The organism is Stappia sp. ICDLI1TA098 (assembly GCF_054880955.1).
The window spans coordinates 221306-246682 of record NZ_JBTZBT010000004.1 but is presented as its reverse complement, the minus strand read 5'-3'; the positions used below and the strand labels follow the sequence as shown (position 1 = coordinate 246682).

36 protein-coding genes are annotated in these 25377 nt (G+C 65.9%); 3 read left to right on the top strand and 33 right to left on the bottom strand.

Translation table 11 applies throughout. The features are described from left to right. Window position 1 precedes the first annotated feature (1 nt). The 25 genes from ACSLUQ_RS18790 to ACSLUQ_RS18670 all read right to left on the bottom strand — a co-directional run bounded on the left by ACSLUQ_RS18790 (window position 2) and on the right by ACSLUQ_RS18670 (window position 19851). The gene (locus tag ACSLUQ_RS18790) at window positions 2-448 is read right to left on the bottom strand and encodes a hypothetical protein (RefSeq protein ID WP_461809394.1); all 447 of its coding nucleotides are present in this window, start codon (window positions 446-448) and stop codon (window positions 2-4) included. Next, window positions 445-987 (bottom strand): DUF1833 family protein, encoded by a 543-nt coding sequence (locus ACSLUQ_RS18785; RefSeq protein WP_461809393.1) that lies wholly within the window; start codon window positions 985-987, stop codon window positions 445-447. The genes ACSLUQ_RS18790 and ACSLUQ_RS18785 overlap by 4 nt, the downstream gene beginning before the upstream one ends. Beyond that, complete coding sequence (locus tag ACSLUQ_RS18780; protein WP_461809392.1) at window positions 984-1352, bottom strand: hypothetical protein; 369 nt, start codon at window positions 1350-1352, stop codon at window positions 984-986. Before ACSLUQ_RS18780 ends, ACSLUQ_RS18785 begins: the two co-directional genes overlap by 4 nt. A 10-nt stretch (window positions 1353-1362) precedes the next feature. Continuing rightward, window positions 1363-3729, bottom strand: a complete 2367-nt coding sequence (locus ACSLUQ_RS18775; protein WP_461809391.1) for a hypothetical protein — start codon at window positions 3727-3729, stop codon at window positions 1363-1365. Continuing rightward, complete coding sequence (locus ACSLUQ_RS18770) at window positions 3726-3920, bottom strand: hypothetical protein (RefSeq protein WP_461809390.1); 195 nt, start codon at window positions 3918-3920, stop codon at window positions 3726-3728. Before ACSLUQ_RS18770 ends, ACSLUQ_RS18775 begins: the two co-directional genes overlap by 4 nt. A gap of 116 nt (window positions 3921-4036) precedes the next feature. Beyond that, entirely contained in the window at window positions 4037-4477 is a 441-nt protein-coding gene (locus ACSLUQ_RS18765) for a hypothetical protein (RefSeq protein ID WP_461809389.1), read from the bottom strand. After that, a complete protein-coding gene (locus ACSLUQ_RS18760) occupies window positions 4474-5445 on the bottom strand; it encodes a phage tail tube protein (RefSeq protein ID WP_461809388.1) in 972 nt (323 codons plus the stop codon). The genes ACSLUQ_RS18765 and ACSLUQ_RS18760 overlap by 4 nt, the downstream gene beginning before the upstream one ends. Before the next feature lie 19 nt (window positions 5446-5464). Then, window positions 5465-5680: a hypothetical protein gene (locus tag ACSLUQ_RS18755; RefSeq protein ID WP_461809387.1), complete on the bottom strand. Its 216-nt coding sequence runs from the start codon at window positions 5678-5680 to the stop codon at window positions 5465-5467. A gap of 41 nt (window positions 5681-5721) precedes the next feature. Then, the gene (locus tag ACSLUQ_RS18750) at window positions 5722-6189 is read right to left on the bottom strand and encodes a hypothetical protein (RefSeq protein ID WP_461809386.1); all 468 of its coding nucleotides are present in this window, start codon (window positions 6187-6189) and stop codon (window positions 5722-5724) included. Next, window positions 6179-6865 carry a DUF6441 family protein gene (locus ACSLUQ_RS18745; protein WP_461809385.1) on the bottom strand — a complete coding sequence of 229 codons (687 nt, stop codon included), beginning with the start codon at window positions 6863-6865 and terminating at the stop codon, window positions 6179-6181. The genes ACSLUQ_RS18750 and ACSLUQ_RS18745 overlap by 11 nt, the downstream gene beginning before the upstream one ends. Next, the gene (locus ACSLUQ_RS18740; RefSeq protein WP_461809384.1) at window positions 6853-7176 is read right to left on the bottom strand and encodes a head-tail joining protein; all 324 of its coding nucleotides are present in this window, start codon (window positions 7174-7176) and stop codon (window positions 6853-6855) included. The genes ACSLUQ_RS18745 and ACSLUQ_RS18740 overlap by 13 nt, the downstream gene beginning before the upstream one ends. A 1-nt stretch (window position 7177) precedes the next feature. After that, window positions 7178-7546, bottom strand: a complete 369-nt coding sequence (locus ACSLUQ_RS18735; RefSeq protein WP_461809383.1) for a hypothetical protein — start codon at window positions 7544-7546, stop codon at window positions 7178-7180. Window positions 7547-7611: 65 nt separating this feature from the next. Then, window positions 7612-8643 (bottom strand): major capsid protein, encoded by a 1032-nt coding sequence (locus tag ACSLUQ_RS18730; protein WP_461809382.1) that lies wholly within the window; start codon window positions 8641-8643, stop codon window positions 7612-7614. Between the two features lie 57 nt (window positions 8644-8700). Next, window positions 8701-9054 (bottom strand): head decoration protein, encoded by a 354-nt coding sequence (locus ACSLUQ_RS18725; protein ID WP_461809381.1) that lies wholly within the window; start codon window positions 9052-9054, stop codon window positions 8701-8703. A gap of 68 nt (window positions 9055-9122) precedes the next feature. Further along, entirely contained in the window at window positions 9123-9644 is a 522-nt protein-coding gene (locus ACSLUQ_RS18720) for a hypothetical protein (protein WP_461809380.1), read from the bottom strand. Window positions 9645-9676: 32 nt separating this feature from the next. After that, the gene (locus tag ACSLUQ_RS18715) at window positions 9677-10510 is read right to left on the bottom strand and encodes a S49 family peptidase (protein ID WP_461809379.1); all 834 of its coding nucleotides are present in this window, start codon (window positions 10508-10510) and stop codon (window positions 9677-9679) included. Next, window positions 10507-12126: a phage portal protein gene (locus ACSLUQ_RS18710; protein ID WP_461809378.1), complete on the bottom strand. Its 1620-nt coding sequence runs from the start codon at window positions 12124-12126 to the stop codon at window positions 10507-10509. The genes ACSLUQ_RS18715 and ACSLUQ_RS18710 overlap by 4 nt, the downstream gene beginning before the upstream one ends. A 1-nt stretch (window position 12127) precedes the next feature. Continuing rightward, the gene (locus ACSLUQ_RS18705; protein ID WP_461809377.1) at window positions 12128-12358 is read right to left on the bottom strand and encodes a hypothetical protein; all 231 of its coding nucleotides are present in this window, start codon (window positions 12356-12358) and stop codon (window positions 12128-12130) included. Window positions 12359-12361: 3 nt separating this feature from the next. Further along, window positions 12362-14497 (bottom strand): terminase gpA endonuclease subunit, encoded by a 2136-nt coding sequence (locus tag ACSLUQ_RS18700; RefSeq protein WP_461809376.1) that lies wholly within the window; start codon window positions 14495-14497, stop codon window positions 12362-12364. Continuing rightward, window positions 14475-15146, bottom strand: coding sequence for a MarR family transcriptional regulator (locus tag ACSLUQ_RS18695; protein ID WP_461809375.1), 672 nt, complete (start codon window positions 15144-15146; stop codon window positions 14475-14477). The genes ACSLUQ_RS18700 and ACSLUQ_RS18695 overlap by 23 nt, the downstream gene beginning before the upstream one ends. Window positions 15147-15465: 319 nt before the next feature. Beyond that, window positions 15466-16077: a transcription termination/antitermination protein NusG gene (gene nusG, locus ACSLUQ_RS18690; protein WP_461809374.1), complete on the bottom strand. Its 612-nt coding sequence runs from the start codon at window positions 16075-16077 to the stop codon at window positions 15466-15468. A 294-nt stretch (window positions 16078-16371) separates the two neighbouring features. Next, window positions 16372-17907 carry a DUF5906 domain-containing protein gene (locus tag ACSLUQ_RS18685; protein WP_461809373.1) on the bottom strand — a complete coding sequence of 512 codons (1536 nt, stop codon included), beginning with the start codon at window positions 17905-17907 and terminating at the stop codon, window positions 16372-16374. Further along, a complete protein-coding gene (locus ACSLUQ_RS18680; RefSeq protein ID WP_461809372.1) occupies window positions 17904-19175 on the bottom strand; it encodes a DUF7146 domain-containing protein in 1272 nt (423 codons plus the stop codon). Before ACSLUQ_RS18680 ends, ACSLUQ_RS18685 begins: the two co-directional genes overlap by 4 nt. Beyond that, on the bottom strand, window positions 19172-19315 hold the full coding sequence (locus ACSLUQ_RS18675; RefSeq protein WP_461809371.1) for a hypothetical protein: 144 nt from the start codon (window positions 19313-19315) through the stop codon (window positions 19172-19174). Before ACSLUQ_RS18675 ends, ACSLUQ_RS18680 begins: the two co-directional genes overlap by 4 nt. After that, entirely contained in the window at window positions 19312-19851 is a 540-nt protein-coding gene (locus ACSLUQ_RS18670; protein WP_461809370.1) for a hypothetical protein, read from the bottom strand. Before ACSLUQ_RS18670 ends, ACSLUQ_RS18675 begins: the two co-directional genes overlap by 4 nt. A gap of 80 nt (window positions 19852-19931) precedes the next feature. Here ACSLUQ_RS18670 and ACSLUQ_RS18665 point away from each other — a divergent pair, with 80 nt between their 5' ends. Then, window positions 19932-21176, top strand: a complete 1245-nt coding sequence (locus tag ACSLUQ_RS18665) for a pentapeptide repeat-containing protein (protein ID WP_461809369.1) — start codon at window positions 19932-19934, stop codon at window positions 21174-21176. A gap of 5 nt (window positions 21177-21181) precedes the next feature. Here ACSLUQ_RS18665 and ACSLUQ_RS18660 read toward each other — a convergent pair whose 3' ends face one another. From ACSLUQ_RS18660 to ACSLUQ_RS18630, 7 genes are all read right to left on the bottom strand, one after another. Further along, a complete protein-coding gene (locus tag ACSLUQ_RS18660) occupies window positions 21182-21580 on the bottom strand; it encodes a hypothetical protein (RefSeq protein ID WP_461809368.1) in 399 nt (132 codons plus the stop codon). Next, the gene (locus ACSLUQ_RS18655) at window positions 21568-21867 is read right to left on the bottom strand and encodes a helix-turn-helix domain-containing protein (RefSeq protein ID WP_461809367.1); all 300 of its coding nucleotides are present in this window, start codon (window positions 21865-21867) and stop codon (window positions 21568-21570) included. The genes ACSLUQ_RS18660 and ACSLUQ_RS18655 overlap by 13 nt, the downstream gene beginning before the upstream one ends. Continuing rightward, the gene (locus tag ACSLUQ_RS18650; protein WP_461809366.1) at window positions 21864-22142 is read right to left on the bottom strand and encodes a hypothetical protein; all 279 of its coding nucleotides are present in this window, start codon (window positions 22140-22142) and stop codon (window positions 21864-21866) included. Before ACSLUQ_RS18650 ends, ACSLUQ_RS18655 begins: the two co-directional genes overlap by 4 nt. Then, a complete protein-coding gene (locus ACSLUQ_RS18645) occupies window positions 22139-22420 on the bottom strand; it encodes a hypothetical protein (protein WP_461809365.1) in 282 nt (93 codons plus the stop codon). Before ACSLUQ_RS18645 ends, ACSLUQ_RS18650 begins: the two co-directional genes overlap by 4 nt. Next, window positions 22417-22575, bottom strand: a complete 159-nt coding sequence (locus ACSLUQ_RS18640) for a hypothetical protein (protein ID WP_461809364.1) — start codon at window positions 22573-22575, stop codon at window positions 22417-22419. The genes ACSLUQ_RS18645 and ACSLUQ_RS18640 overlap by 4 nt, the downstream gene beginning before the upstream one ends. Further along, entirely contained in the window at window positions 22572-23033 is a 462-nt protein-coding gene (locus ACSLUQ_RS18635; protein ID WP_461809363.1) for a hypothetical protein, read from the bottom strand. Before ACSLUQ_RS18635 ends, ACSLUQ_RS18640 begins: the two co-directional genes overlap by 4 nt. Before the next feature lie 239 nt (window positions 23034-23272). Continuing rightward, on the bottom strand, window positions 23273-23461 hold the full coding sequence (locus tag ACSLUQ_RS18630; RefSeq protein WP_461809362.1) for a hypothetical protein: 189 nt from the start codon (window positions 23459-23461) through the stop codon (window positions 23273-23275). Window positions 23462-23546: 85 nt separating this feature from the next. Here ACSLUQ_RS18630 and ACSLUQ_RS18625 point away from each other — a divergent pair, with 85 nt between their 5' ends. Next, window positions 23547-24254, top strand: a complete 708-nt coding sequence (locus tag ACSLUQ_RS18625; protein ID WP_461809361.1) for a S24 family peptidase — start codon at window positions 23547-23549, stop codon at window positions 24252-24254. 80 nt (window positions 24255-24334) lie between these two features. Continuing rightward, window positions 24335-24952 (top strand): type VI secretion system-associated protein TagO, encoded by a 618-nt coding sequence (locus ACSLUQ_RS18620; protein WP_461809360.1) that lies wholly within the window; start codon window positions 24335-24337, stop codon window positions 24950-24952. A gap of 159 nt (window positions 24953-25111) precedes the next feature. Here ACSLUQ_RS18620 and ACSLUQ_RS18615 read toward each other — a convergent pair whose 3' ends face one another. Then, window positions 25112-25348, bottom strand: coding sequence for a hypothetical protein (locus tag ACSLUQ_RS18615; protein WP_461809359.1), 237 nt, complete (start codon window positions 25346-25348; stop codon window positions 25112-25114). Between the last annotated feature and the right edge of the window lie 29 nt (window positions 25349-25377).

Sequence of the window (25377 nt, the reverse complement as noted above, 5' to 3'; positions counted from 1 at the left end):
GCTACGGACAGGCTCTCTCCAGATAGGCTCTCTCCAGACAGGCAATCATGCGCCATCCTGCAAACTCCAGTTGGACAAGGCTGTCGAAGCTGACCGCCGGCCGCGCGGCGTGGATCACGCCCCGGTCGCAGGGCAGCGGCCCCAGCTCCAGGTAACAGCCGATGTGGATCGGAACGTCGCGCCGCCCCAGCAGCACGGCGCAGCCATGACGGGGTGCGGCAATGCGCTGCCAGCGCCGACGCTCGGGGGTGGTGGTGAAGGCGCGGGCTCTCGCCCGCACGCTCATCTCGGCGATGTCGACCTCAGGCAGATCGACGTCGAAGAGGATCTTCTGCACGTCCCGGAACAGGCCCCAGCAGTGGAAGCCCGGCCGCCGGTCGCGGTCGTCATAGGGCGCCCCCACCAACGCCTGCAGCGCGGCGAGGTGCGCCGGATCGACCGGCGTCACGACAGGGTCGGGAACGCGTCGCGGGTGTAGAGCCGGCCCGGGAACAGCCGGTCCGGCCAGTCGTTCAGACGCGCCGTCGCCGTCGCCCGGGTCGAAGTCACCTTCACATTGGCAAGCTCGATCCCGTCGAGCCGCTGCTGCGGGCCGGCAAGCCCGGCGATGTACTCGCGCCAGGTGACGACAATCGGCGCGCGCACCCGCACCGCCGCCTGCAGATGGCAGTGGATCTGCGACGACACATTGTCGATCCAGAACGACACCGACGGCACCTGCCCCTCCTCGCTCGAGGGCGGCGTGAAGCCGAAGGGCATGGCGATGAACCGCGCCACCTCCCCCGCCCCCATCGGCGCGTCCTCCTCAAGCAGAAGATCCTGATCGACCCCGTCGGCGACAAAGCGCAGCGCAATCGGCGCCCCGTCCTCCAGGAACGCCGGGTGCCGCAGCTCCACCGTGCCCAGCATCACGTCGCTCGTGGTCGAGGCATAGGCCTCCCGGATCGCCTGTGTGCGCCGGATCGTCTGCGTGTGAATGTCGGTCAAAGCTCCACCTCCAGCGTAAAAGCCACCATCAGGGATCGCCCCTGCTGGCGCGTCGTGAACTTCTCCTCGCCCGCAAGCTTCACCGTGCGGGTCGCGGCCGCGTTGCCCTCCCACACCGGCATGGTGAAGCGGCGCGTGCCCTTCGCCAGATCCTCGGCGACGAAGGCGTCGAAAGCTGCGAACTCCGCCGCGCTCATGCGCAGCTCCATGGCGAGCATCCGGTATTGCAGCGTGCCGCGCGGCCGGTCGCGCGTGTTGCCCGCCTCGAACTCGCTCGACACCGGCTTGTTGAACGGCCGCGAGATCCGGAACGAGCCGCGTTGCGGCGCGCTCGGAACGCCCGCCGGCCAGTCGGGAAGGCTCATGTGATCCCCCTCACGCGATCCCCTTTGCCCGGTTGAGGCCAAAGGTCTTGCCGATGGCGCCGCGCAGCGGCCCGCCCTCCTGGACGCTCTTTGCCAGCGCCCGCTCCAGCGGCTTGATGATCACGTCGAGCTGCGGCGCCCCGCCCGGGCCCCGGGTTTCGCGTGTCTCGGCCGTGTGGCCGGGCGGCGTGAGGATGTTGACCACCGGTGCGGCACTCGTCGTCGAGCGGGCCGCGCCCATGGTCCCCAGTGCCCGCAGCGTCTCCACAAGGTTGCCCTGCATCGCCCGCGTCATGACGTATTCGTCCTCGAGCGCGATCACCGGCCGCTCGCCCGGTCCCAACCCGCCGCCACCGTGGAAGCGCGTCGCCCCGGCAAACACCGACGCCGGCACACTGCGCGTGGCTCCCGCCGCACCGACCATGCCGCCGCCGTGGCGAACAGACGCCATCAGGTTGAGCGGCGCACCACCGCCCCCTGAGCCCCCACCGCCAAACAGCCCGCCGACCAGCGAGCCGATCGCCCCGAAGATCCCACCGCCACCGCCCAGCATCGAGCGGAACTGGTTGTTGACGAAGTCCCGCGCGATCTGGCGCGCCAGCCCCTGCAGCGCATCGCCCAGGTTCTTCGCCTCGAAGATCGCATCGGTCAGACTGTCGGCGATCCCCTCGCCGGCCCGCTCCATGGTCTCGGCAAAACCCTTGCCCGCCCGCTCGGCCAGCGTGATCCGCGCGGCAAACGCCTCCGCCCCGGCCCCGTTTTGGGCAATCTCCTCGATCTTCCGCAGCGCTGCTTCCGTGTCCTCGGCCGCGGAGAGATAGTCGCGCATGGCGATGACGCGTGCCTGCTCAGCCATCTCCGCCCCCTTGCCCGGTGCGGCCCGGTCGAAGGTCCCCGCCCCTTCCAGCTCGGCAATGCGCTCAAGCCGCGCGGCCAGGTCCTCGGCCGGGGTGCGCGCCGCCTCGATCAGCCGCGTCACCTCCCGCAGCATCTCCTCGCTCGCCTTGTCCTTCGACGAAGACGTCGCCTTCTTCGCCAGCGCCTGGAAGTCCTTTTCCGCCTTGATCCGGGCAAGGCCCGCCTGCTCGCCCGTCAGCAGTCCGACCGTCTCGAGACGCGCGATCTCCGCCAGGGCCGTTGCCCGCTTTTCCTCGATCGTCAGGATCGACTTGCGGATCGCCGCCGCGCGCGCCTCCTCCGCCTTCGTCGGTCCCGGGAGCCCGCCGCCCGTGCCCGCGTCAGCCGTGGTCCGCGCAAGCGTCTTGCGCGCCTCCAAGACAGCGCTCATGCGATCAAGCTCGGCGTCGATCTCGGCAATCTCGCGCCGCGTCACACCGTCCATAAGCCCGCCGAGCGTCGCAATGCCGCCAGCCTCAATGTCCTTCAGGAGCTGCGCGCGCCGCGCTGCCAACGCCTCGACACGCCCCTCCAGCGTCGCCGAGCTCCAGTTCTCGAGATCGCGGAACAGGTCCGACAAAACCCGCGCCGCCTTCGCCATCTCCGCGAAGAACTCCAGCGTCGAGATCAGCACCGGCGCCAGATCGACAAACGCCTGTTTCAGGTTGAGATCGATCACCCGCGCCGCGATGCCGAAGCGGTTTTCCATCTCCTCCGCGTTCTTCAGAACCCGCTCTTCCACCACCACGCCAAGGCTCTTCGCCCGCGCAATCAGATCGTCGAAGCTCTCGTTCGTGTCGGCGAGAATGCGCACCATGTCGACATTGCGCTGGCCGAAGGCCGCCGCCGTCAGCGCCGCGCGCTCCTCCGCACTGTCCAGATCCTTGACCGCGCCTGCCAGCAGGCGAAGCCGCTCCTCACCCGAGCTTGCTGCCAGGAACTGTTCAAGCAGCGCCGGATTGGTCTGTTTCAGCTTCGAATAGAGCGTGCCGGTCGCAGTCGCCGCCTCGCCCGAGCGCGTCACGAAGGTCTGCAGCGCCACATTGAGGGAGCCTTGCGCAATCCCCTGTTCGTCCGCCGCCAGTTGCAGCGACTGGAAGAGATCGGAGGAGAGACCCAGCGTGCGCGCCCGCTTCGACAGCGCGTCGAACTCCCGCACCGCATCACGCGAGACGGACAAAGCCTTGGTGAAGGCAAGCGCCAGCGCGCCAATGCCAATGGCCGCCGCCGTGCCCGCCGGCCCCAGCGCCATCAGCGCCGTGCCCGCCGGCCCGGCCGAACTCGCAAACCCGCTCATCCGGGTTTTCAGCTCGCCAACACCCGCATCAACCGCCTTGAGACCGGCCCGCGCCGGCTTGCTCGCCTTCTGGATCCGGCCAAGCGCTGCCTGCCCCTCGGCACCGAACTTCTTCAGCTCCCGCTCGACCGTCTTGCCGTCAAGCGCGACGAGCCGGATGCCAACCTGATTGCGTTTGCTCATGTCTCGTCTCCGCCGCTTGCCGCCAGCCCGCCAAGCACCCCCGCCTCGATCGAGGCAAGACAGCTGGCGAGAAGATGCGGATCACCGCCACCGGCAAGCCGCTGGCGCAGCTCCACCGCCGACAGTCCCGTGATCTGTCCGCTGTAAGGATCGCGCTGCCAGCACCCGGCCCCCGAGGCGGCGCGAAGCACCTCCCCGCCCTCGCCGGTATGCGGGCGCTCGGCGTTGAACGGACACCGCCCGCCGCAGTCCTGTTTGTCGGGAGAGGTCTCCCGGCAGCCCTCGCAGTAGCTTGCGCCGCCCCGGCCTATCCAGTCGCCGAGGCGGCGAAGACGTTTCCCTCGGCGTGCTCCAGCCGCACCGCCGAATACGCCTCCCGCTCGAACGCTTCCTTCATGCCTGGATGCAGCAGGAACAGCCCGATCGAGCGCCGGTCGAGCGGCAGGACCTCGCCCGCCTCATCCGCAACGCCCTCCCACCCCTCGACCAGCCGCTCCATGAGCAGCGCCGAGGTCAGATAGGCCGAGAGCCCCAGCAGGCTTTCCAGATCCCCCGTCTCCGGCACGATGTCCTCAAGCCCGAAGTCGGCGAGCGCCTCGGGCGCGGTGATCAGCGGCGCCAGCACCCGCGCCGCCTCGCCTTGCGCCTGCTCCACATCGATCGAGGTGGCCGGACGCATGGTGAGCGTCACGCCCGGCGCAACCTCGCGCGGGCGCATGGTGCGGTCGATCTTCGCAAGCCGGATCATGCGTAGGCCTCCACACCGTTGGTGACACTGACGCTCAGCATGGCCGCCGCCTCCCCCTGTTCGGCGCGCCAGTTGAGCTCCGCCTGCAACCCGCCCGGTCCCGAGATCGGCGCGAACGCCCCCTTCTCGAAGCGGACGGCGGGCAGCGTGAACACCACCTTCGAGGTGGCCGAACTTGCGAACTCCAGCTCCATCGCCACCGGATCGCCGGCCGTCATCAGATCGAAGTAGGTCTCATCGACATAGCGCAGCCGCATCGAGCCGCTGGCGGTCGCGTCCTGGTCGAGCAGATAGCCCGACGCATAGGGCGTGCCGTTGAGCGACTGGTCCTCTTCCGGGTTGTTGGCATAGGTGAAGGAGCCGCCAAGCACATGCGCTGCCTGCACGCCGTTGATGCGCAGCAACCCTTGCGCCGCCGACAGAGGCGCACGGGCGAGGGTCGCCGCCGGCGCGCCGCCCACACTTGCCGCCGTCTTCTCCTGGTTGCGCCCGACAATCGACACCGTCGCCTGGCGGAAGCCCGCCGCCCGCGTCCAGTCGAAGGAGAGCGAGGACGCCAGACACCCCAGCGACTGGAAGAAGGCAGCGCCTGCCCGCTTCTCGAACTCCAGCGTTCGGTAAGGAAGCACCTCCTTGCCGGAGGCAAAGACATGGGTGTAGGGCCCCGCCCCGCTCGTTTCCGCCGCCCCCAGCAGCATCGTCAGCCAATAGGGGATGTGATTGACGTCGAGCGGCACCCCCACGTCGCCCGACAGCGAGGCAAGCCCCGGCGCCGGCGCGCTCTGGTCGCGGTTGTTCTGGCGCGGCCGACCAAGCAGCGGATCGACCTCGAAGGGCGCCGCCTCCGCCAGGCTTTCCGAATAGAACGGCGTGCGCGTGTAGTCGCCACCGGCAAGCGTGTCGAAGCTCGCCTGATCGCCAAAAAGAAGGTTCGCGGTCTTGCCGCGCGGGCTGGCTGCAGTGGGCATGAGGATCTCCTGATTTCCCTCAGTGGCCGGGCACGATCCCGGCAATGGCAAGGTCCCGGGGCGTCGCGCGCCGCGCGGCCCCGGAGGTTTCCAGATCGGCCGCCCGCTCAAGCGCAAGGCCGATCACCTGCCCGCGCGACCCGAGCTCGTCCCGGTCCTCGAGCAAAACGACAAACAGGCGGGAAGGCACAGGCGCGCCCTCGCCCGCCCGCGCGGAACGTCGACGTGAAGTCATGGCAATGTCCCTGGTTGATTGGCCCAGATCTGGCAGTCAGATCAGATCGGGCGCTCGGCAATGAACTCGGCCGAGAGCGTCAGCGTCGCGCCCTTGATGTTGGGCACCCCCGTCTCGGCAAGATTGTCCCGCTGAAGGTCGGTGATCTCCCACACCGACACGGACCCGGCCAGCGTCGGATCCGCCTCGATCGCGTCCTGATACGCATCGACAATCGCGGCAAGGGCCGCCCGGCGGCCGGCATCCTCCGGCGCCCGCACCACGATCTCGACCAGCGCCGACTGGCGCAGCTCATAGGCGTAGTCACCGCCAAGCGTCTCGCCGATGCGCTCAAGATCGCCGTCGACGAAGTTCGACCAGGCGCTCGCGCCGCCGGTCACCTCCTCCAGCGCGCTGTCCAGCGTCTCGTTGCGCCGCAGCTCCGGCACATCGGCTGCCCCCGACACTGCCGCCCCCGACACTCCGGCAAGCGCCGCGTGCATCGCCTCCAGCACCCCGTCACTGACCATCCGACAGCCCTCCCACGATCCGGCTCGTGATGACCTCCGGCGCAAGCCGCGCCAGCGCCCGCTCGACGCTGTCGACATCAAGGCGCGGGCGCAGCCGCACGCTCTTGACGGCGATATACATCAGCAGCGGCTCATCCTTGATCCGGCCCTTGCCGGTGACCTGCCGCGAGCCGCCGCGCTTGCCGCGACCTCGCCGGAACCCCTTGTCTGCAACGAGATACAGCACCCGCCCGCCAGATCCGGGAGCCGGAATGGGCCTCAGGACGTCCCCGAACTCCTCGACGAACTCGTCAAGGGACATCCGTTTGCGGCGCGCGCCACGCCGACGGGACAGCGGGGCAAGGTCCGTCGGGATGGCCAGTCGCGCGCTCGCCGACCGGGCTTTTGGCCGGATGGTCCCGCCATCGCTGAATGCCCGCACGATGTGCGGCGCATTGCTCCAGATCACCCCCGCCGGCTCGAAGGTCACCACCCGCCCCGGCGGATAGACCCGGTTCCGCCAGGTCTTCGCCAGCCGCTCGCCAAGTCCGGTCTGGGTCATCTGCTGGCGCAGCCGCGTCTTGCCCAGATCCGTCAGCGCCTCCATGCCGCCGCGAATACCCCGCGCCACCGCCGCCCGCTCCGCCTCAAGCGTCTTTTGCAGGTTGCCCACCAGCGCAAGCTTCACATCCGCCATCCGACATCCACCTTGCACGACCAGACCAGCCGGTAGCGGTCGGCAAGGCGAGGCCGGCCGACGACATGCCAGGATTGCCCGTCGGCGGCGAACTCCCCGCCGGATACCGGCGTAAGGTCCGAGGCCAGAACACGGATCATCGGCTTTCGGCCGAGAGGCCCGTGCTCGGAAAACGCTATTGCGTCCTCGCCGTCCTCGACCAGGCGGAAGCGGACAGCGACGGCCGCCTCCCCCGGAGGCGTATAGGTGCCGGCGGTGCCAAACTCCGCCATGATCGCCTCGGCGACCTCGAGCGCCAGTTCGCGGCTCATGTCACACCCCGAGCTGACCGCTGGCCGACGTGCCGGCATCAAGCGCGGCAGCGCGCTCGTCAGCCGTAATGTCATAGCCAAGAGCCCGTTCCAGCGCGGACATGGACGGCAGGCCGGTGAGGGTAAAATCCTCCTCCGGGTCGAGCCCCTCGATCGCGGCGCAGATCGCCTTGATCAGCCCGTCCCCCTTCGGCTTGCGCGGGGGCGTGACCGTTGCCACCGCCTGCTCGGGCGGCAGTTCGCGGTACCGCAAGCGCATCTCTTCCGCCGTTTCCGCGTCCATCGGGACAGGAACTCCCGGCGCGTAGGTGTCCGCCCCCATCACCACGGTGACCGGCAGGCGCAAAGTGACTTTCTTGCCCTTCGACATGACAGAACCTTTCATGGGCCGGGACGCGACGCGCGCGCCCCGGCAGACAACCGGAAACGGAGCGCTCAGCGCACCATGATGAAGGCGGACCCATTGGCGTCCGACGGCACCGGCAGCGGCGCCGCCTGCGTCATCAGGAAGGTGATCGACGGATCCTCCTGATCCCACATCTTCGGGAAGCGGGACATCGCACGCAGCGCCCGATTGTCGCGGATCGCGCCGTAGGTCATCATCCCGTCGTGCGCCTGCGGCGCGAGCAGCCCGCAGCCGAAGGACGGGAAGAAGTCGAGCGTGTTGCCCTCATCGTCCTCGTATTTCTGGGTGTACTGCCAGAGGTCGAACATGCCGATGGACCCGAGATAGGCGGCCACCATGTCCTGCGCGCCCGTCGCCACCGGCCCCAACTCCATGGTTCCCGTCGCCTGACGACGATTGTCGAGCACCTCACGCACATCCGCGTCGCCCTGGAAGATCTCCGCAGCTTCCGCGCCCAGGATCACCTGCGTTGCCGAGGCTCCCGACGCCACCGCAACCTCGGTCGCCCAGGCGCGAAGCGTGGCAAGCGGCTTGACGCCCGCCTCGCCCCAGCGCGCGGCGGCGAGAAGCTGCTTGGTCAGGCCCGGGTCGCGCCCGAAGTCCACCTCCTGCTCCGGATAGTCCTCGCCGGAGACGATCACCTTGCCGGTCTGGATGATCTGCGAGCACATCCACTCCTCGCGCCGGGTAATCTCCTTGTCCTGGTCGTCGATCTTCTGGATCGTGTTGCGCTGGAACCGCTCTTCCGGCTCCAGCTCCCCGGCGAAGCGCTCGCCCTCGAGCCGCACGAAGTTCTCGTCAGGCGTGATCTCGTCCTTCGGCTTCACATACGCCGGCTCGAAGGTGGTGACCTGACGGCCACGCGCCGCCCGCGCCTTGCCGGGCACCCGAGGACTGACAAAGGGCGCCAGCTTGCGACGCATCTTCAGCTTGTCGAAGGCGATCTCCGGCGTGGTGAACTGGATCTCGGTGCCGAAGAACCGGTCCTTCAGCCAGGCTGTCGGCCGATCGAGCGTGTCGAGCACCTTGATCAGCGCGGTCGTGGAATAGAGACGATCCATGATCGTGTTTCCTTGTGTGTGATTGTGAACGGCCGCGCCGGCCGGCGCGGTGAAGGGTCAGGCGCGGGTGCGCACCGCAAGAGGCAGGCCGGCAACACGCCAGGCCGCCTCGACGCTGTCCGCGTCATGGCCCGCCCCGAAGGTGAGACGGTCGGCGGCGAACTCGCCGGAGAACAGAGCGGGTCCGTCCACGTCGCCGCCGCTGGCGTCGACGTCTTCGGCCAGAACCGGCCCGGGAGCTTCCGACCCGTCGGCCGAGGCGGAAAGCGACAGCGTGTATTTGTCGCCCGCAGTGATGCGCCCGAGCACAGTGCCGCGAACGTAGGCGCCGCCCGTGATCGTCACCGTGCGCTTGAGCTGCGGAAGGTCGCCGGCGATCAGGCCGCCGGGCTGGTAGTCCACCTTGGCCATGATGGCCTCCATTTTTCAGGGATTGGGATAGGAAAGAAGGCGCGGGAGACCGCTCTCCCGCAGCCGTTTCAGCGACGCCGCGCGGCCCGCTGCTTGGCGCGCTGCTCAGCCGCAGCAACCAGCGACTGGTCATGGGTGGCAAGCCTGGGACCGCTGGCGGAAGAGCCGCTTGCCTCCTGGCCGGGGTTGCGGTCGCGCCCCTCCATCGCCTTCGCCAGCCCGCCAGTGCGCGGCGCGGACTTCAGCAGGGCAATCGCCCGTTTCTGGGTGATCGAGCCACGCGCCACATCCCTGGCAAGGCTGGTGGCCAGCTTCTCGCGCCCCTTGGCTTCCGCCGAGGACATGACGCTGATCGCGGCCAGAGCGGTCGCCGAGCTCTCCTCGTCCTCCCCCTCTTCCTCATCACCGTCGCCACCACCGTCGCCACTGTCCTCTTCCCCGGCCGCTGGCGCGCCGGTGTCCTCCTCGTCCTCGCCGTCGCCTGCCGCGCCTTCGGTCTCCTCCTCCTCGACCTCCTCCGCATCGCTCGCGCGCGAATGCGGGCCTTTCGACGAGCCAAAGAGATGGGCCAAGCGTCGCTGCTTGCTCATGTCGCCAGTCCTTTCATGTTGATTTGAAGCGTTCAGGCCGCTGCGGCCTGCTCCAGGATCCGCGCGAACGCCGCGTCCGGCGGAAGAATGCCGTCGATCAATCCAAGATCGAGGGCCTTGCGGATGCCGACCGGGCCGTCATAGAGACGCGCCTCGGTGGCAAGCACATCATCACGCGTCATGCCGCGCCCGGCGGCAACGTGTTCGGCAAAGAGGTCGCGATAGGCATCGACCGTCTCCTGCCAATCCGCTTCGACCTCTTGCCCAAGCGGGCCGTAGGGCGAGCCGGCGGTTTTCCAGGCGCCGGACTTCACCGCCGTCATGGCGATGCCGGCCTTCTCGAGGTACTTCGAGATATCCATGTGCAGGCGATAGACACCGATCGAGCCGACAGCCGAGGTCACCGGTGCCGAGATCCCGGCCTTGCAGGAGCTGGCCAGGGCAAAGGCGGCGCTCGCGCACAGGCTTTCGACAACCGCAAACAGCGGGATTTCGTCCGCCACACCGCGCAGCCACTCCACCAGCTCGAAGCACCCGGACACCAGTCCGCCCGGACTGTTGACCGCAAGCGCAATGGCACGGATCTCCGGATCACGGCGCGCCGTCTCGACCGCGAGCCGCAGGCAGTTGTAGCCCGTCACCCATTCCGCCCCGTGAAACGGCAGATAGTCGACGAGATAGCCGCGCACTCCGATAACCGCGAGCGGCCCAACAGCCTCATAAAGCCGCCCGCCGCCTTCCTCATCGATCCACACCGCTCCCTTGACGGGAGCGGGACCAGCCGCCAGCCGGTGCAGGCACTCGACAAAGCCGGCCTCGACACCATCGGCGAGAGCGACGTGCCTCTGGGTTCCAAGCGTGATCATGCCGCCTGCTCTCCTTGCTGGTCGCCCTGGCGCGCCGGTTCGTCCGTCGGCGCCGTCACGCTCATGTCAGTGCCCGGCGCTCCCAGACCGAGCCGTTGCCGGTCGTCCTGTTCTCGCTTGAGCTGGGCGAGGTTGGTTTCGTAGTCGCCGCCCTGCTCCGCGCTTTCGCGCTCGAGCGTCGAGATCTGCGCATTCATCCGCAGGACCGCAGCCTGGGCCTCCTTCACCGGATCGATGTAGCCGCGTGCCGGACCGATCCACTCCGACCGCAGCCATGCCGCAGGTGCGGCATAGAAATCCGCCGCGCCCTCCGGCACCTCGATCTCGCCAAGATCCAGCGCCTCCTCGAGCCACGCGTAGTAGATCAGGTTCGCGGCCGACCAGGTGAGGAGCGCCCGCAGGCGGGCCACCCCGCGCCAGACCTCGTTGAGCGCCGCACGGGCGGACGAATAATTGACCTTCGACCAGTCCATCGAGAGCTGCTCGTAGGTGATCCCGAGCGCCGCCGCGAAGGCCTGCAGGAAGGCGGCCTGGAACGCCGGGTAGCCGGCCGTCTGTCGCGGCTGGGTGTTGAGGTCGAGCCGATCGCTGGGAAACAGTGTGATGAACCTGTTCCCGTCCATGGCGCCGGCGGACTGCTCGTAGAAATTCGCCCGCTGTTCGTTGAAGGAGCGCCAGTCACCCGCCCCGCCGCCCGCAACGGACTCGCCCAGGCGTTCGGCCGCATAGTCGGCGCCAAGCTGGGTGTAGATCGCGCCCACGATCGTGGCGTTGATCGCGGCCGTCTTCACCTCCGATTCCGAATAGCGCGACAGCATCTTCGACTTCACCAGCGTCGGGACCAGACGCGACACACCGCGCGTCTGGCCCGGCCGCTTCTTGTCGAAGACATGCAGCACCTTGGGGCGCTGCGCGAAGCCGAGGTCATCCCAGCGCGGGATACGCTCCCACGTCGCCGACTTGCCGCGCGTGAAGACGTCCCCCGGATGCGCGCGCCGCACATGATAGGCGATCGGCTCGCCGTCCTCGTCGCGCTCCACGCCCCCGGCAAGGCGATCGTCATCGAGCCGGTTGTGGGGATTGGAGAGCCGGTCGGCGTCAATGACCTGCATCGCGGTCGCATATGCCCAGCCCGGCCGCTCCTTCCACCTCATCACGCACAGGGCCTCACCCGTCGTGACGAACTCGCGCGCGATCAGCCCCATGATGCCGGCGAACGGCAACATGCGCTCCGCATCGCACCGGAAGGTCGGGTCTTCCGCATAGCCGCGCCACTTCGACTGGATCTGCCGACCGAGCTCTTGAGCCGCCTCCTCGCTGATCCCGAGCGCGAGCGCATCGGGCTTGGCATTGAGGCGGAACGTGCCTCCGACCAGCATGTCGACCTGCTTGTCGATGCCGGACGAAACCCACCCCTCGTTCCGCTCCAGATCACGTATGCGCGCGACCGACGTGTCGCGAGCATCCAGCCAGGACGCATCGGCAGAGGTGAGCGCCGGGTGCCAGCCCGAAAGCGCCTGCGACGGGCCGGCGCTCGCATAGGGATGCGATGCCGTGGCGCTCGCGCCGGTGGCATCGCCGGCCTTCACACGAATACGGGGTTTGACGGTGACCATGTTACCCCCCGAAACGCGGATAGATCGGACCAAGGCCCGACGGCTGGCCCGTCAATCGCGAGAGCTGCAGGCGCAGGCGCGCCAGCTCCTGATTGATCTCCTCGAGCGAGCCGAGTTGATAGGTCACGCTCTGGCCCTCCGAGGAGGCGGACACCCGCCCGCGACCAAGCAGCCGGGAGCGCTTCGCGGCCTCAAGGTCCGCGATTGCAGCTTCGATCTCTTCGCGTGTCATGGGTTACCTGTTGTTGAGCCGTGCCAGGGCATCGAGGCCGAAACGGTCTTCGGCCTTTCGAGCCGGGCGCTCTGCCGGCTTGTCCTCGGTTGAAGGCGTCTCGTCGCCGTCTTCCCGGACGTGCCGGACGACGGCAGGTGTCACGGTCGACGGAGCTTCCGGCCCGAACAGATCACGCCCCGTCTGGACAAGGCCGTTGATGTAGTCGGCGCGTTCTTGCCACTGCTCATCCCCCCACGCCCAAAGCCCGGCAAAGTGCGTCAGGGCCCAGGCGTAGACGCGACAGTCGAGCCAGTGGTTGGGGCCGCGAGGTTTCCACATCCGCGTCGGCCCGCGCTTCGTCTTCTCCACCGCGACATACTCGGAGACCAGGTGGCGGAAGTAGTCATTCTCCGCGTTGGCCGGGAAGTGGCAGTAGCCAAGAGGCCAATCGGAACCACCTTCCTTCGGCAAGCGGGACAGGAGCGTCATGAGCGTGGACTTGATGCCCCAGCCGCCCACAAGCCAAACGCGCGCGCCATACTTCTTGGCCTTGCCGGCCGACAGCCCGGTCTTCTTGACCTCGGCATTTTGCGCTCGGTCAATCGGCAGGCGCGACCAACCGTCGACACCCTTGAGGTTCAGCGCGTTTGGCCGTCGCCGTGTCCAGGCATAGACCGCATCGGAGTGGTAACCGCAGTCCACCCCGATCAGGTCATCATGGAGCACGGCACCCGAGGCATGACGACATCCCTGATCGGCAACCTGGTCGAGCTTCGGCCAGGCCCCGTCATTGGCGACTGACGTATCGCCCGGCAGGAACCCGTGATCGATTGCCCAACTGCGCTTGTTCGGCCCCCAGCCGACCCGCTCCCAATAGATGCCGGTCTGCTGGATATCGGCGGTAAGCGTCACATAGAGCACTTCAGCGGGCGCCTGCCCCCGCTGCCAGTCTGCCTCGCGACGCGCGGCAAGCGTTTCCCAAGGAGGGGCATCGCCCTTGGCCTCGTAGGCATGACCGAGCGAGGTGTTCTGAAACGGCTTCAGCTTTTCGGGATCATCGCCCGCCTCGTCTTCAAGACGGGCAAGCTCGTCCCACATCTCGAAGGCAGCCATGAAGCCGGTGAAGTGATAGCCGGCCCGGGTCACCCCAAGCGCCCGATTGCGCCACCACTCGGCCTCCTCCACCGAAATGCAGGACAGCGGAACCTCGCCATGTTCGTCGGCGATCGTAGGAACCCACCGGGCTCCGTTCTCCTCTGCCATGAACGCGCGCTTGTCGGCCTCGAAGTGCTCGGTCTTGCAGGAGGAGCAAACCACATGCGCACGGTAGGGCGGCGACTTCTGACGCTGCACGTCAGACCAGTCCCAATCATTCAGCATGCCGCAGCACTTGCACACCATGTAGTAGCGGCGCTTGTCGCTGCGCTCATACTTCGCGTCGATATTTTCTCCCTTGATCGTCGGCGTCGAAACGTCGAGCGACTTAGACAGGCCGAACTTCTTGAAGGTCTTCAGCCGCTGTTCCGACAACCAGTCGGGATTGCCTTCCTTGTCCGCATTGTCCGTCCAGGCGGAGGTGTCGTCGCGCACCATGTACCTGATCGAATGCTGGCGAAGGGATGCGGCGGAATTGGCGCCGCCAAACAGCAGGAAGCCCCCGCGAAACCGTAGCCGCTTCGACGTGGACCCCTTTCCGGATCGATCCTTGACCGGAAGTACCACGCCGCCCTTGTCCGGGTTCAGAACGTCGCTGGCTTCAATCGTCGCCGAAAGCTTCTCGTCCTTCCAGTCCATCGCGGCCTGAATGGTCGCCTGGATGTACATGGCCGGCCCGGCGGCCTTGTGCATGATGTAGCCGAGCCAGTTCTCCGCGAGAGCCGAGCCGCCGGATTGCGCGCTCTTGATGATCGCAACCTCCGGAATCGGATCATCCGGCGACAGGCGGTCCATGGGCTCGGTCAGGTAAGGTGCCGTGTCATTGCGCCACGGCCCCGGGACGGCGGAGTCCTCGGACACGAGGCGATGCGCTTCCGCCCACTCGGACACCCGCATGTGCTGATCCGGGCGCAGCCCTTCCGCCGCAGCAACCGAGAGACCGGAAAGGTTCGCAGCGAGAAGCGCCTCGGAACGCGCCTCAATCTCCCTCGTCGCCATCATGATCAGCCTCGTCCATCACGACGGCTTCCGCCTCGGAGGCGCTGCCACTGTCGTCCTCGAGCTCACGGGCAACGCTGGCAAGAGCCCCCCGGATCTCTTCGGCCAGCATCACCCTGATTGCTCGTGCATCGGGCGCCGCTGCCAGACGCTCCGCACAGACCGCCGGCAAGCTCAGCATGCGGTCACGGATCCGGCGCGAAACATCGAAGAGCTTTGCGTCGGCCTGGTCCTTGCGAACGAGATTGCCGATGCGCTCCAGGTAGTCGAGACGCGCATTCTCCGCATCGAAGGCCGCCTTGCGGGCTTTCGACGCATTGTAGGTTCCACGGTTGTCTTGCGGTTCAAGCGGATCGGCCTCCTCGGCGCCGGAGGGCACGGAGGTAGGCGCGACACGTTCGGGAAGGCGCGTGATCTGGGCGGGATTCCGCAGCGACTGCGCCGGGTCGGTCATGTCCCGGACGAGTCGGGTGTAAGCCGCCGCGTTTATCATCCGCGACCGGCCCTGCTGGCGCACCTGCAGGAGGCCGTCTGAGACATAGCGGGCAACGCGCTTTGACACCGCTTGCTTCGAGACGCCCGTCATGCGGGCCAACTCGACCATGGAGACCCAGACGTCCGCCTCCGGTGTGTCCAGCATGTCAACGCCCATGGTCAACCTCTGTCACCTTGAACCGTCAACCCGGTCAACCAAGTCAACCCTGCGAAAATCAGGTCCATCTGGCGAAGTCTTGCGCTAAGGCCGCCCGTATTGAGTTGAGCGCCAGGAAGGACCCGCCGGCTAAAGGGCACAAAAAAGCCCGGCTCGGGTGTGCCGGGCCGGGTGATGAAGCCAGAAGAACATCAAGCAATAAGAATCCTTCGCGCCACTTCCGCATATCCTGCGTCTTCAGTGGCCGGGCCCGCCTCCTAGGTCGCTCCCGGCATTGCCGAGGCCCTGAGGGATCAGACGAGTCATCCTGCCAGAATGATTATGCGCGCTTTCGAACACTGTCAACGCCGACGCGGACCTGACGCACGCCACCCAAGACTTCAACATCCGCCTTCAAGCGTTCCTTACGCGCCTCATACGCGCTTACGACCGTTTCAATTCCACTGAACGGGCCGGCAACGATCCGGATCTTGTCGCCAATCGCGAAGGACACCGGAGCGCGACGCTTGCCTGTCGCAGCCTCTCGTTCATAGCTGACTACTCTCAGCAAATCAGCCGCCGGCACCCTCAGCGGCGCGCCGTCTTCGGCGAAAGACACCAGCCCCTCGACGCCATCGCACTCCCGCACGGCGGCAAGCGTCTGCCCACGGGCCTCATCGATCCCCGCGAACAGATAGCGGACAAACATCGCCCGCTCGACCTCGACCCGCTTCTTGCTGCGATAGTGCACGCGCACCTCCCTCAGCATCGGGCGATACCCCGCCACACCGAGGGCCCGGAGCCCTGCCAGTGCCCGCGCCTCGCATTTCGGGTTGGCCCAGATCAGATACCAGTCCAGCGCGTTGAGCGCCTGGTGAGTGTGAAAGTCCGCCATCATCGCCGCCTCGCTCGCCATTGCCATTGCCTCGCCGCCTTGGTCCATGTGGTCCATGTTGGTCCAGTCAAGAAAACAAGGAATATGGACCGCATTCCGCTTGTCTTCTCAGTCGCTTAGCCTTTCGGCCCATGTGGTCCACGCAGTTTCCGCCCCGAGGGAGAACAGGCCCGAAGGGGTGAAAGCGCTTTCGCGCTTTCGCGCTCACGCGCGCACGGGGCTCGATTTTACGTGGACCATGTGGACCACATGGACCAGCCCTTGATTTTATTATGTTTTCCCGGTCCACCCTTGGCCCGCTGGTCCACGCTCCGCATGGACCGCACACCGGCGGAGACCGTTCTCCCCCTCTCATCCTGCGCTCTCCGGGGCCGGGTTTTCGGGGTGGAAGCCGTCGTCGGGCCAGTCAACGGCCTGCCCGACCGCCTGTTCGAACATGACCCGCGCCTCGATCAGATCGGGAAACACATAGGCCCGCTTGCGGCCCGCGATATCGCGTGGCCGTGTCTCCTGAATTGTCGGAATGAGCTTCTTGAGCGCGCGGCCGAACTGGTTCATTTCCGCTCGTCGCTTCACGCCCACCTTGTCGGCAACCGTCAAATATTCGTCGTAGAGCTGCTGGCGCACGACGTAGCCATCCGGTTGCCAGGACGTGTCCGCCCGCAACAGGCACCCCTCGTGGAGACGTTCGTAGAAGAAGCTGTCGACGCTATCGAGCGAGCGGAGCTTCTGCTCCAGCAGCGCTCCCGTGCGCGGGATCCGCCTCAGATTCACCGTGGAAAGGTCGAAGGCCAGAAGATCCGCCAGCAGCGCTTCGCGCCCGCCGTTGTCGAGCTCGGCGAACATCTCCTCGAAGTAGCCGTGGTTCTCCTTCACCGTCGGAGCGACGTCGAGCACGCAATAGCGCCGCTCATCCTTGCCGGCCGGCACGACCCAGTCCTCATTCGAGGTCATGAGAACGCGCACATAGTTGTCGAGCCGGAAGGGATCGACACCTTTGCTCTCGATCATCTGCGTCGAGGACGTGATGAGCCCCTTGAGCCGCCCTTCGGCGACCTTGTCACCGGCCCAAACAGCCTCCTCCGCCTGCAACAGCAGACAGGCGGACATATGCGCGTTGAACTGCCCGGTGATGTAGCGCGGATCGTCCACCTGGAAGTAGTGAGCGGAAATCAGTGAGCCCATGACCTCACCGAGAACCGACTTGCCGGTGCCCATGAGGCCGCGAACGACAATCGCCGTTCCCATGCGCTCTCGCGGCCGCTGCACCATGTGCGCGAACCAGCCGAACACCCAGCGGAACAGATCCTCGTCACCCCGGCAGATGTTGGTCAGGATATGGTCACGAAAGATCGTATAGCCGCCCGGCTTCGCCTTCGGCTTCACCGAGAAGCCACGCCAAAGGTTCAGATAGCCCTTCGTGCCCTTGGCCTTGTCCGGACTTGGAAAGAACTCGATCCCGTCGAACTGGCGTCGGTCCCGGTCCCCCTCCCATCGCTTGGCCCAGGTGATCGTCTTGATCTTGCCATCGGCGCCGACAACCTGCGTCGGTCGGTTGGACAGCAGGACACGAAACGAATCGAGTTGGACAATGCGCAGCCGATCCTCGATCGGCGCGTCGGGCTTCTCGCGCACCATCACGGCCTTGGAACCGATCAGCACGAGCGCCCATTCCTTGTTGATGCGCTCGACCGAAAAGCCCCAGTCCTGTGCCTGTGTCGCGCTACCCGGCGCAACCTCGTCCTCATCGTCGAGGGTGTCGTCGGCGAGGCTGGGTTGCTGTGCGGTGGCTATGATTTCTCGGATCTGCGCCGTGCGCGATCCGCCCTGCTCTCCCCCGGGCGTGGTTTCGCGTCCGGGCTCGCCCGTTTGATCTTTCTCGCTCACGCCACCCCCCGCAGCACAGTGTTGAAGTCCGCGCCCTCGGGTGCGAAGGCGGGGCGGATTGTCCGCTCGTCACGTGCCCACCTGCGGGCCGCGCGCGCGTGCACCAGGTCGGCGGTGAACCGGTCGGAGTCGCCATCGCCAAGGGTCAGGATCTCCCGCACGCAGTCCGGCGGCATGGGCGCGGCCGGATCGCCCGCGGGCATGCCGCCCGGCACGGTCTGTGCCCGCCCGCTGCGGGTCTTGAGCTCTGGATGCGCCACGCGGTCCGCCGCACGGCCGCCCAGGTGCTGCAGGTCGATGGAGGACCAATAGGCCGTGCGCTCGAACGCCGGCGTTCCAAGCTCCGCCACGGCGACGGAAAGCACGGTCTCGATCCCCTCCCCCACCACCAGCCGGTCAAACCGCGCCGGCGTGATGAGGCGGATCCACCCGCGCCGCTTGCTGCCCCGGATCTTCTTCGCCGGCAGGGCCTCGCCTGACTGCGGATCGGCCAGATCGACCTTCTCGCCCGGCCGCATGGGCAGGAACCAGGTCATGTGCACACCGGCAAACCGGTCATCGTCGTCGGTGATCGGCGCCAGCATGGCCGGGCCGTGATGCAACACGAAGGGCGCGGGCTTTTTCCGGCCCGGCTCGGTGCGCTGGTGCCAGTAGTCGAGCCCATCCACATGGCGCAGCCGCACCCGGTCGAGCACCGGGCTAAGCCCCCGCCCCGCCAGATAGTCGGCCGCTTCCGTGCCGTCGAGGTGCCGACCCGAGCGCCAGAACTCATAGGCCTTGGCGCGCTCGCGTTCACGCCAGGCGTTTTCCTCGGCCGCGCGTTGCGCCTCGTCGCGGGCGCGCTGCTCGGCCGCGCGCCGCACCGCCTCATGGTCCACCGTGCCGGCGCGCCCGTCCGGTGCATCCTCGCCGGTGAGCACCCGGCAGGCCTCGCGGAAGTCGCAATGGAGCACAAGCTCCGCGAGCGCGATTACGTCGCCACCCGCCCCGCAACCCCGGCAATTGAACACCTGCTTGCGGGTGTTGATGGCAAAACGGTCGCTGCCGCCACAGTCCGGACAGGGTCCGACCATCTCGCCCGTGCCGCGCAGCGTCAGTCCCCGAGCGCGGGCAAACGTGCCGATCTCGACCGCCCGCGCCCTGTCCACCCATGCCCGAAACTCCGGATTGTCCCGCATGACCGCCTCGATCTCCTGCCAGGTCTCCCGCGCGGCTACCGCCCGCGCCACGATGGTGTCCGCCAGCCCGCCAAGGGCGAACGCGCTCATTCCGACAACCTCATGAGGTTCCAGACATCGGCTTCGGAAACGCCGAACTCCCTGGCAACGCCAAGCGTGCCGAGCGGGTGCATAATCACGAGACGGCGAACCGCCCGTGCGGCCGCGACATGCACCGACAATCCCCTCATGCCGCCGCCCTCCCGAAGAAGCGCGCCGGAGCCGGAGCGGTCACCGCGTCGAACAAGTGCCAGGCGCAATTGTCCTTGCCGGTCATTCCCGTTCCCTCGATCCAGCAAAGGCGGCCAACGGAGACGACACGCGAAAGCAAGGGCTGGAAGGGTGCGGACTGCGAGGTGTGGATCCAGTCGGCATCGAACAGCAGCCACGTCGGCGCCAGCACGGCGAACCGGACGATCATCCGGTGCAGCACGGCGCGCGACCATGGCGGGTTGGTGATGATGCAATCCGCCCCGGCAAGGTCCGGACGCTGGAGCGTCAACGCGTCCCGCGTTTCGATCCAGCCGTCACCGGGCGCCAGATCGTAGGCGGCGGCACAGGTCAGCCCGGCCCGCTCAAGCTGGCGCACCAGATCGCCCGCCCCCGCGCAGGGCTCGCAGAAGCTCCGCACCCCGCCGAGATGTGGCAGGAGCGGCACAACCGCACGCGGGTCGAAGGTGCGGTAAAAGTCCTTGTCGACACGCTCGAAGGTGCTGCGCTTGCCCATCACGCGGCCATCCCATTGCGCGTGGGCGCAATCTCTGGTCGGATGTCGGCGTTGATTAAACCGTTTTGGAACAGCGCTTCATGGCCGAAGACACCCCTCCCACGCACGCCCCAGAGCCGCCCGCGCGGGACACCTCGCTGAAAGCCCCCGAGGCCTTGGTCTGGGGGGGCTTTCTGGGCATTGCCGCTGTCGGCCTTGTGGCGCTCGCCACCTCCGGCGCGGAGATCTGGACGCGCGACTATTGGGGCGGAAACCGCTCGGAAATCCTGCGGAACCTTGGGCTTCTCACGCTCGCGGTTCCCGCGCTCTGGCTTGCCTGGCGCAGGACGAACACTGCCAGCCGACAAGCTGAAACCGCGAACCGTCAACAACGGGTGGCAGAGCGCGGCTTGAACGTGGATCGCTACCAGAAAGGTGCCCTGATGCTGGAGAGTAAAGAGCTCTCGGTGCGCATCGCCGGCATCTATGGCTTGCGCGAACTGGCGATCAGCGATCCGGAAGAGAGCTACATCATCGTCCAGTCGCTGCTCTTCGCCTTCATCCGGGAGAAGTCCAGGGAACGCGCGCTCAAACAGCCCGAAGCCGCAGACGAAGCAGAGGGTGCCGCCGAGGAGCACAAAGCCTCCGAGAACCTCGGCCCGGATGTCCAGGAAGCCTTGACCGCCGCCACAGCCCTGCCGAAAGCAATCCCGGGCGGTCGCCAATTGGAAGCAGAGGCTAAGTGGTCCCCCAGCCTCGCAAGTGCCAATCTGTCCGGCGTTCGCCTCGTCGGCGCCACTCTCCCCGGCGCGAACCTTGCCCAGACCAATCTGTCCGACGCGTTCCTTGCCAAGATCAATCTGTCCGGCGCGGACCTTTACGGTGCCAATCTGTCCGGCGCGCGCCTCTTCAACGCCAATCTGTCCCGCGCGAGACTTGCCCGGGCCAATCTGTCCGACGCAGGCCTTGACGGCGCCAATCTGTCCGGCGCGAGACTTGCTTGGGCCAATCTGTCCGACGCGGGCCTTGCCGAGACTAATCTGTCCGGCGCAAGACTTCGTCGCGCCAATCTGTCCGGCGCGGACCTTTACCGTGCCAATCTGTCCGGCGCGAGACTTCGTCGCGCCAATCTGTCCGGCGCGGACCTTGCCGAGGCCAATCTGTCCGGCGCGGACCTTGCCGAGGCCAATCTGTCGACGGCCGACCTCGAAGACGTTCTGATCGACGAACACACCAAGCTCACCGCCATCTGGGCATGGACGGACCGCCCTCCGAAGAACATGCCCCCGGAGATTGAGACCGCGATCAAATACCGCGATCCGGCCGAGCGCAAAGACGACGACTGACAGCATCACGCCACCCTCCCCTCGTCCGCCGCGAAGAGGTCGTCTCCGCTCTTTGCCCGCCGTGCGGGCCGAGCCGCCGGCTCACCGCGCCGGCATTTGATCGTTGAGGACAACCGCCCGAACGCTTCCACTTGGGCGCAACGCCGCGCCAGTTCCCGGCTTGCCAAATCGAGATGCCGCTGCAGGCGAACGTTCCGCCGCGCGAGATCCAGCACCTCGAGCCGTGCCCGCAGTTTCTCGAACGCGAGTGCCGCTTCCAGAAAACGCACATAGGCGCCTTGATCATCCGGCCGGCGCTCATGTTGCGCCCGGCGCCGGTCGAGATCCCGAGCCGCCGCATCCAGTTGCGCGCGCATGACCTCAATGTTTTCAGATAGTTTCAGAGGGGTGATCACGTGAAACACCCCCTCTCCGCCACCGGGCGCACGTATTCCGCCGGCCTCCGGTCGTCGGGCCGCATCAGCTCGAACGGGTTCAGATCGCACCACACGCACAGCTTCAGCAGCGCCACGAGCCCCACCTCATGCCCGGTGGAAGCACGGCTGATCGTGGCGCGCGAAAGCCGCACCTCGTCGGCCACCTGCTGCAGCGTGAGCCCGCGCAGGCGGATTTCGGCGGCAAGCGCCCGCCCGAAGCTGGTCCAGTCCAGCGCCTGCGGGCGGGTCAGCACATGGGCATAGTCACGGTTCACGCCGGAGCCCTCCCCGACAGAGAGAGCGCGCGCTGCTTGTGCCGGTATACCCAAGTGTAGCGGCCGACCTGCTCTTCGGTCATGTACTCGCCAAACCATTTCAGGAAATGGCGCCGCACCCCTTCGATCGCATCCCAATGCACCGGCACGCTTTCCGCGCGACGACGCAACTCCCAACGGCCCGGCAACGCGTCCTTGGACACATGCCAGAGCTCCCAACCGTCTTCGACATGATCGACGACCTCACGGCCGCGCATGATGGGCTCACCACTCACGCCGCCGCCCTCCCGTTGCTCCGCGCACGGGTAAACAGCCGCCCGTCCCGCGCCGCCGCCACCGCCGCCGCCCGGGTCAGGTCGCCGAGCGTGAGCTCCAGCCACGCCGCGATCTCCAGCACCGCCGCGTCGGAGATGAACCGCCCCGCGCGAAAATCCTCCAGCACGCCCGGCGCGTCGGTCATGTCACGCCCGGCATGGTCGGCACCCTGCACGAACAGCCCCAGCACCAGCCGCGCGTGTTTGCGCTCCTGAGGGGTAAACCGGCCCGCGCTCATGCCCGGCACCCCGCCAGCACGGCGGCGACGATCGCCAGCGCCAGAACACACATGATCAGCCCCGCCAGCCGCGAACGGTCCGCCGCGGCGTCCAGCCTGTGCGTCCGCTCGGTCGTCCACCCGGCCAGCGGGCCGCATCCGCCCCGCGCGCTCATGTCCGTACCTCGTGCAGGCTGGCCCCGGCCGCAGCGCGGTCCGTCGCCATGAGCCCATGCAGCTTGCGGATGAGCGCCTGGATGTTGCGCACATCGTCATCGGAAAGATGCTGGTCCGAGAGGTCCTGAACGGTCTGGCCAAGGGCGGCCAGAACACCGGAAAACCCCGGCCCGCTGGCCGGCGTCCGCTCCACCAGGTCGCACCCCGCCTTGTCCGCCAGCCATTCGGCCAGCTCCCGGATGCCGAAAACCTGCGTCAGCATGCCGGCGCGCAAAAGCGAAAGCTCCACGCCCTCCATGTCCGGATCGCTGGCCTTGTAGATCAGCGACTGAGAACAGCCGAGCGTCGCGGCCGCCGCCGCGATGCCCTTTTCTCCGGAGACCCGCTGGATTTCCTCCAGCGCACGGTCGATGGCGTCATGCACGGAGCCGAACGCCCGCCTCTTGAGCAGCGTCATGCAGTCCTCCAATCAGGCTGAGACCTTGGAAATGAGAAATTGCGGAACCCATGCGACTGTGCCCGTGCCGGCCCGCCAGCCGGCAGCGGCGCTCCGCACCGCCTCGCGGGGCGCCAGCCACAAGCCGCCAAAGGGGCCGGCCCGCGCGCGAAACGCCAAAACGTGCGGGCCGGCGGGTGCGCTCGGACTAAGCATCCGCCGGTCAGAGGAGACATTTGAAAGGGCAGAAACACAGAGGCTCATGACACCGCCTCGCGCATTTTCTCCAGGACCCGCTGGCGTACTGATGATCTTGGTTCACGCCCCTTCCTAAGCTGAAACACAAAGCGCGGATCGTTCACCATTTCTCGACCAAATCGGGTAGCCGTCCACTCACGCACGGCGATGAACCGCTCAACAGACTTGATGAATGCCTCAACCTCGCTCACGCGCCACCTCTATAGGCCTATTCCTGCCGATTGAGAGGAGAATTACTATTTCACGGGCGATTGTCAATCCAATAGGAATTTTCCAATGGATATCGTCAGGAAACGGATCATCGAGAGAGCTACCGAGCTCGATCTCGACTACAAGGACATCTCTTTGCGGATGGGTCGCAATCACGCCTATCTGCAACAGTTCCTGACTCGCGGCATCCCTCGCGAACTTAAAGAACGCGACCGCCTGAAGTTAGCGGCCATTTTAAATTTAGATGAAGAAGACATTGGCGGACCACGCCGCTCACCTTCAGACGCAACAGCGACCCGTGAGATAATAACTGAAGACGGCAAGAAACCTGTTCCGGCAGATACGACACCTGAAATTGATGTCACAGCTGGTCTTGGAGGTGGAGGGCTAAGTACGCATGTTGTCGACAGTAATGGCAACGGATTAACCTTTACCGCCGAACTCGTGCGCGATTACTGGCGCCTCCCGCCGTGGATCCATGATCGCATAAATGTACCACCGCGCCATCTTGCGGCATTCTCGGTCCAAGGCGACAGCATGGAGCCTACACTGTCGAGCGGCGATACAGTTTTCATCGACACTCGACATAGGGTGCCCTCCCCTGATGGTATCTATGCAATTATTGACTTGTTCGGCGGATTGATCGTCAAGCGACTTGAGGTGCGAGAAAACCGAGTGCGCGTGATATCTGACAATACCCGTCATTCTGAATACATGATGGGAATTGACGAACTGATGGTTATTGGCCGCTATGTCGGTCGGTTTACAATGTAGTTCGACGCACTTGGGTGCCCGAGCAACAGCAGCAAAGACATTCTACGACATACATAGAAGCCAGGGGAGGGGAAGAAGGTATGCAGGGTATTTTAGTAAGAACGGCTTTTGCAGCAACCGCAAGCCTCGCGATAACATCAGTCAAAGCCGACCCATCCACATGCGCCAGTATTGAGAACGATCTCGACAGACTTGCTTGCTATGATCGAGAAGTCGGCAGAACCCCTACCCCAATCACCAGTCAAAGTGACGGGAAGTGGATAGTTACTACGGAAAAAAACAAACTCACGGATCAAACAGACGTATTCCTTACTGTTGAGTCTGACGAAGCTGTAAATTGCAGCTGGAGCCGTGGCGAGAAAATTCACCTCGTCATGCGGTGCAGAGAAAACACTACAGCTATAATCATAAACACCGGCTGTCACATGACTTCAAGCAACTATTCTAACTATGGCGACGTTACCTATCGGATTGATCAAGAGCCCGCCCGCACCATTGGCATGAGAGAATCCACAAACAATCGTTCCCTAGGACTATGGAACGGGCGACAAGCAATTCCTGTTATTAAGCAAATGATTGGAAAAAACCAAGTCATAATGAAGATGACACCGTATGGAAACAACCCGATAATCGCGACGTTTCAAATTTCCGGACTAGAGACAGCCATCGAACCTCTCCGGAAAGAGTGTAGCTGGTAGAATTAGAAGCTCGTATTTCAGAAAGGCAATCGCACTTCCTGTAACCCCTACGCCCCAGCGAAAGGCGGACGCAGGTAAGAAGATTTTTGCCTATTGATTGATAGGAATAGTCCTCTTATCGTACTCCCCAATCGCTAGCCGATGGGGGACGCCATGCCATCAACACCCGATACGCCCGTAAAAGTCGCCAGCCTCCTTGCCCGTTTGAAAGCGCTGGAAGCTCTCGTTGCCGACCTCGACGCCCGTCAGGCGGCAACCGAGGCGCGCCTTGCCGCCCAAACTGCCGAGCTTGAAGGTCGCGCAGGCGGTCTCGAGAAGCGCGTCAAGGCAATCGAGCCGCCCCCTGTAGAGCATCGGGTGCGGCTTTTCGAGCACGCCATGCGTCTTGGAGAGCATCTCCGCCCTCTCTGGAAACAGCGCTGGCG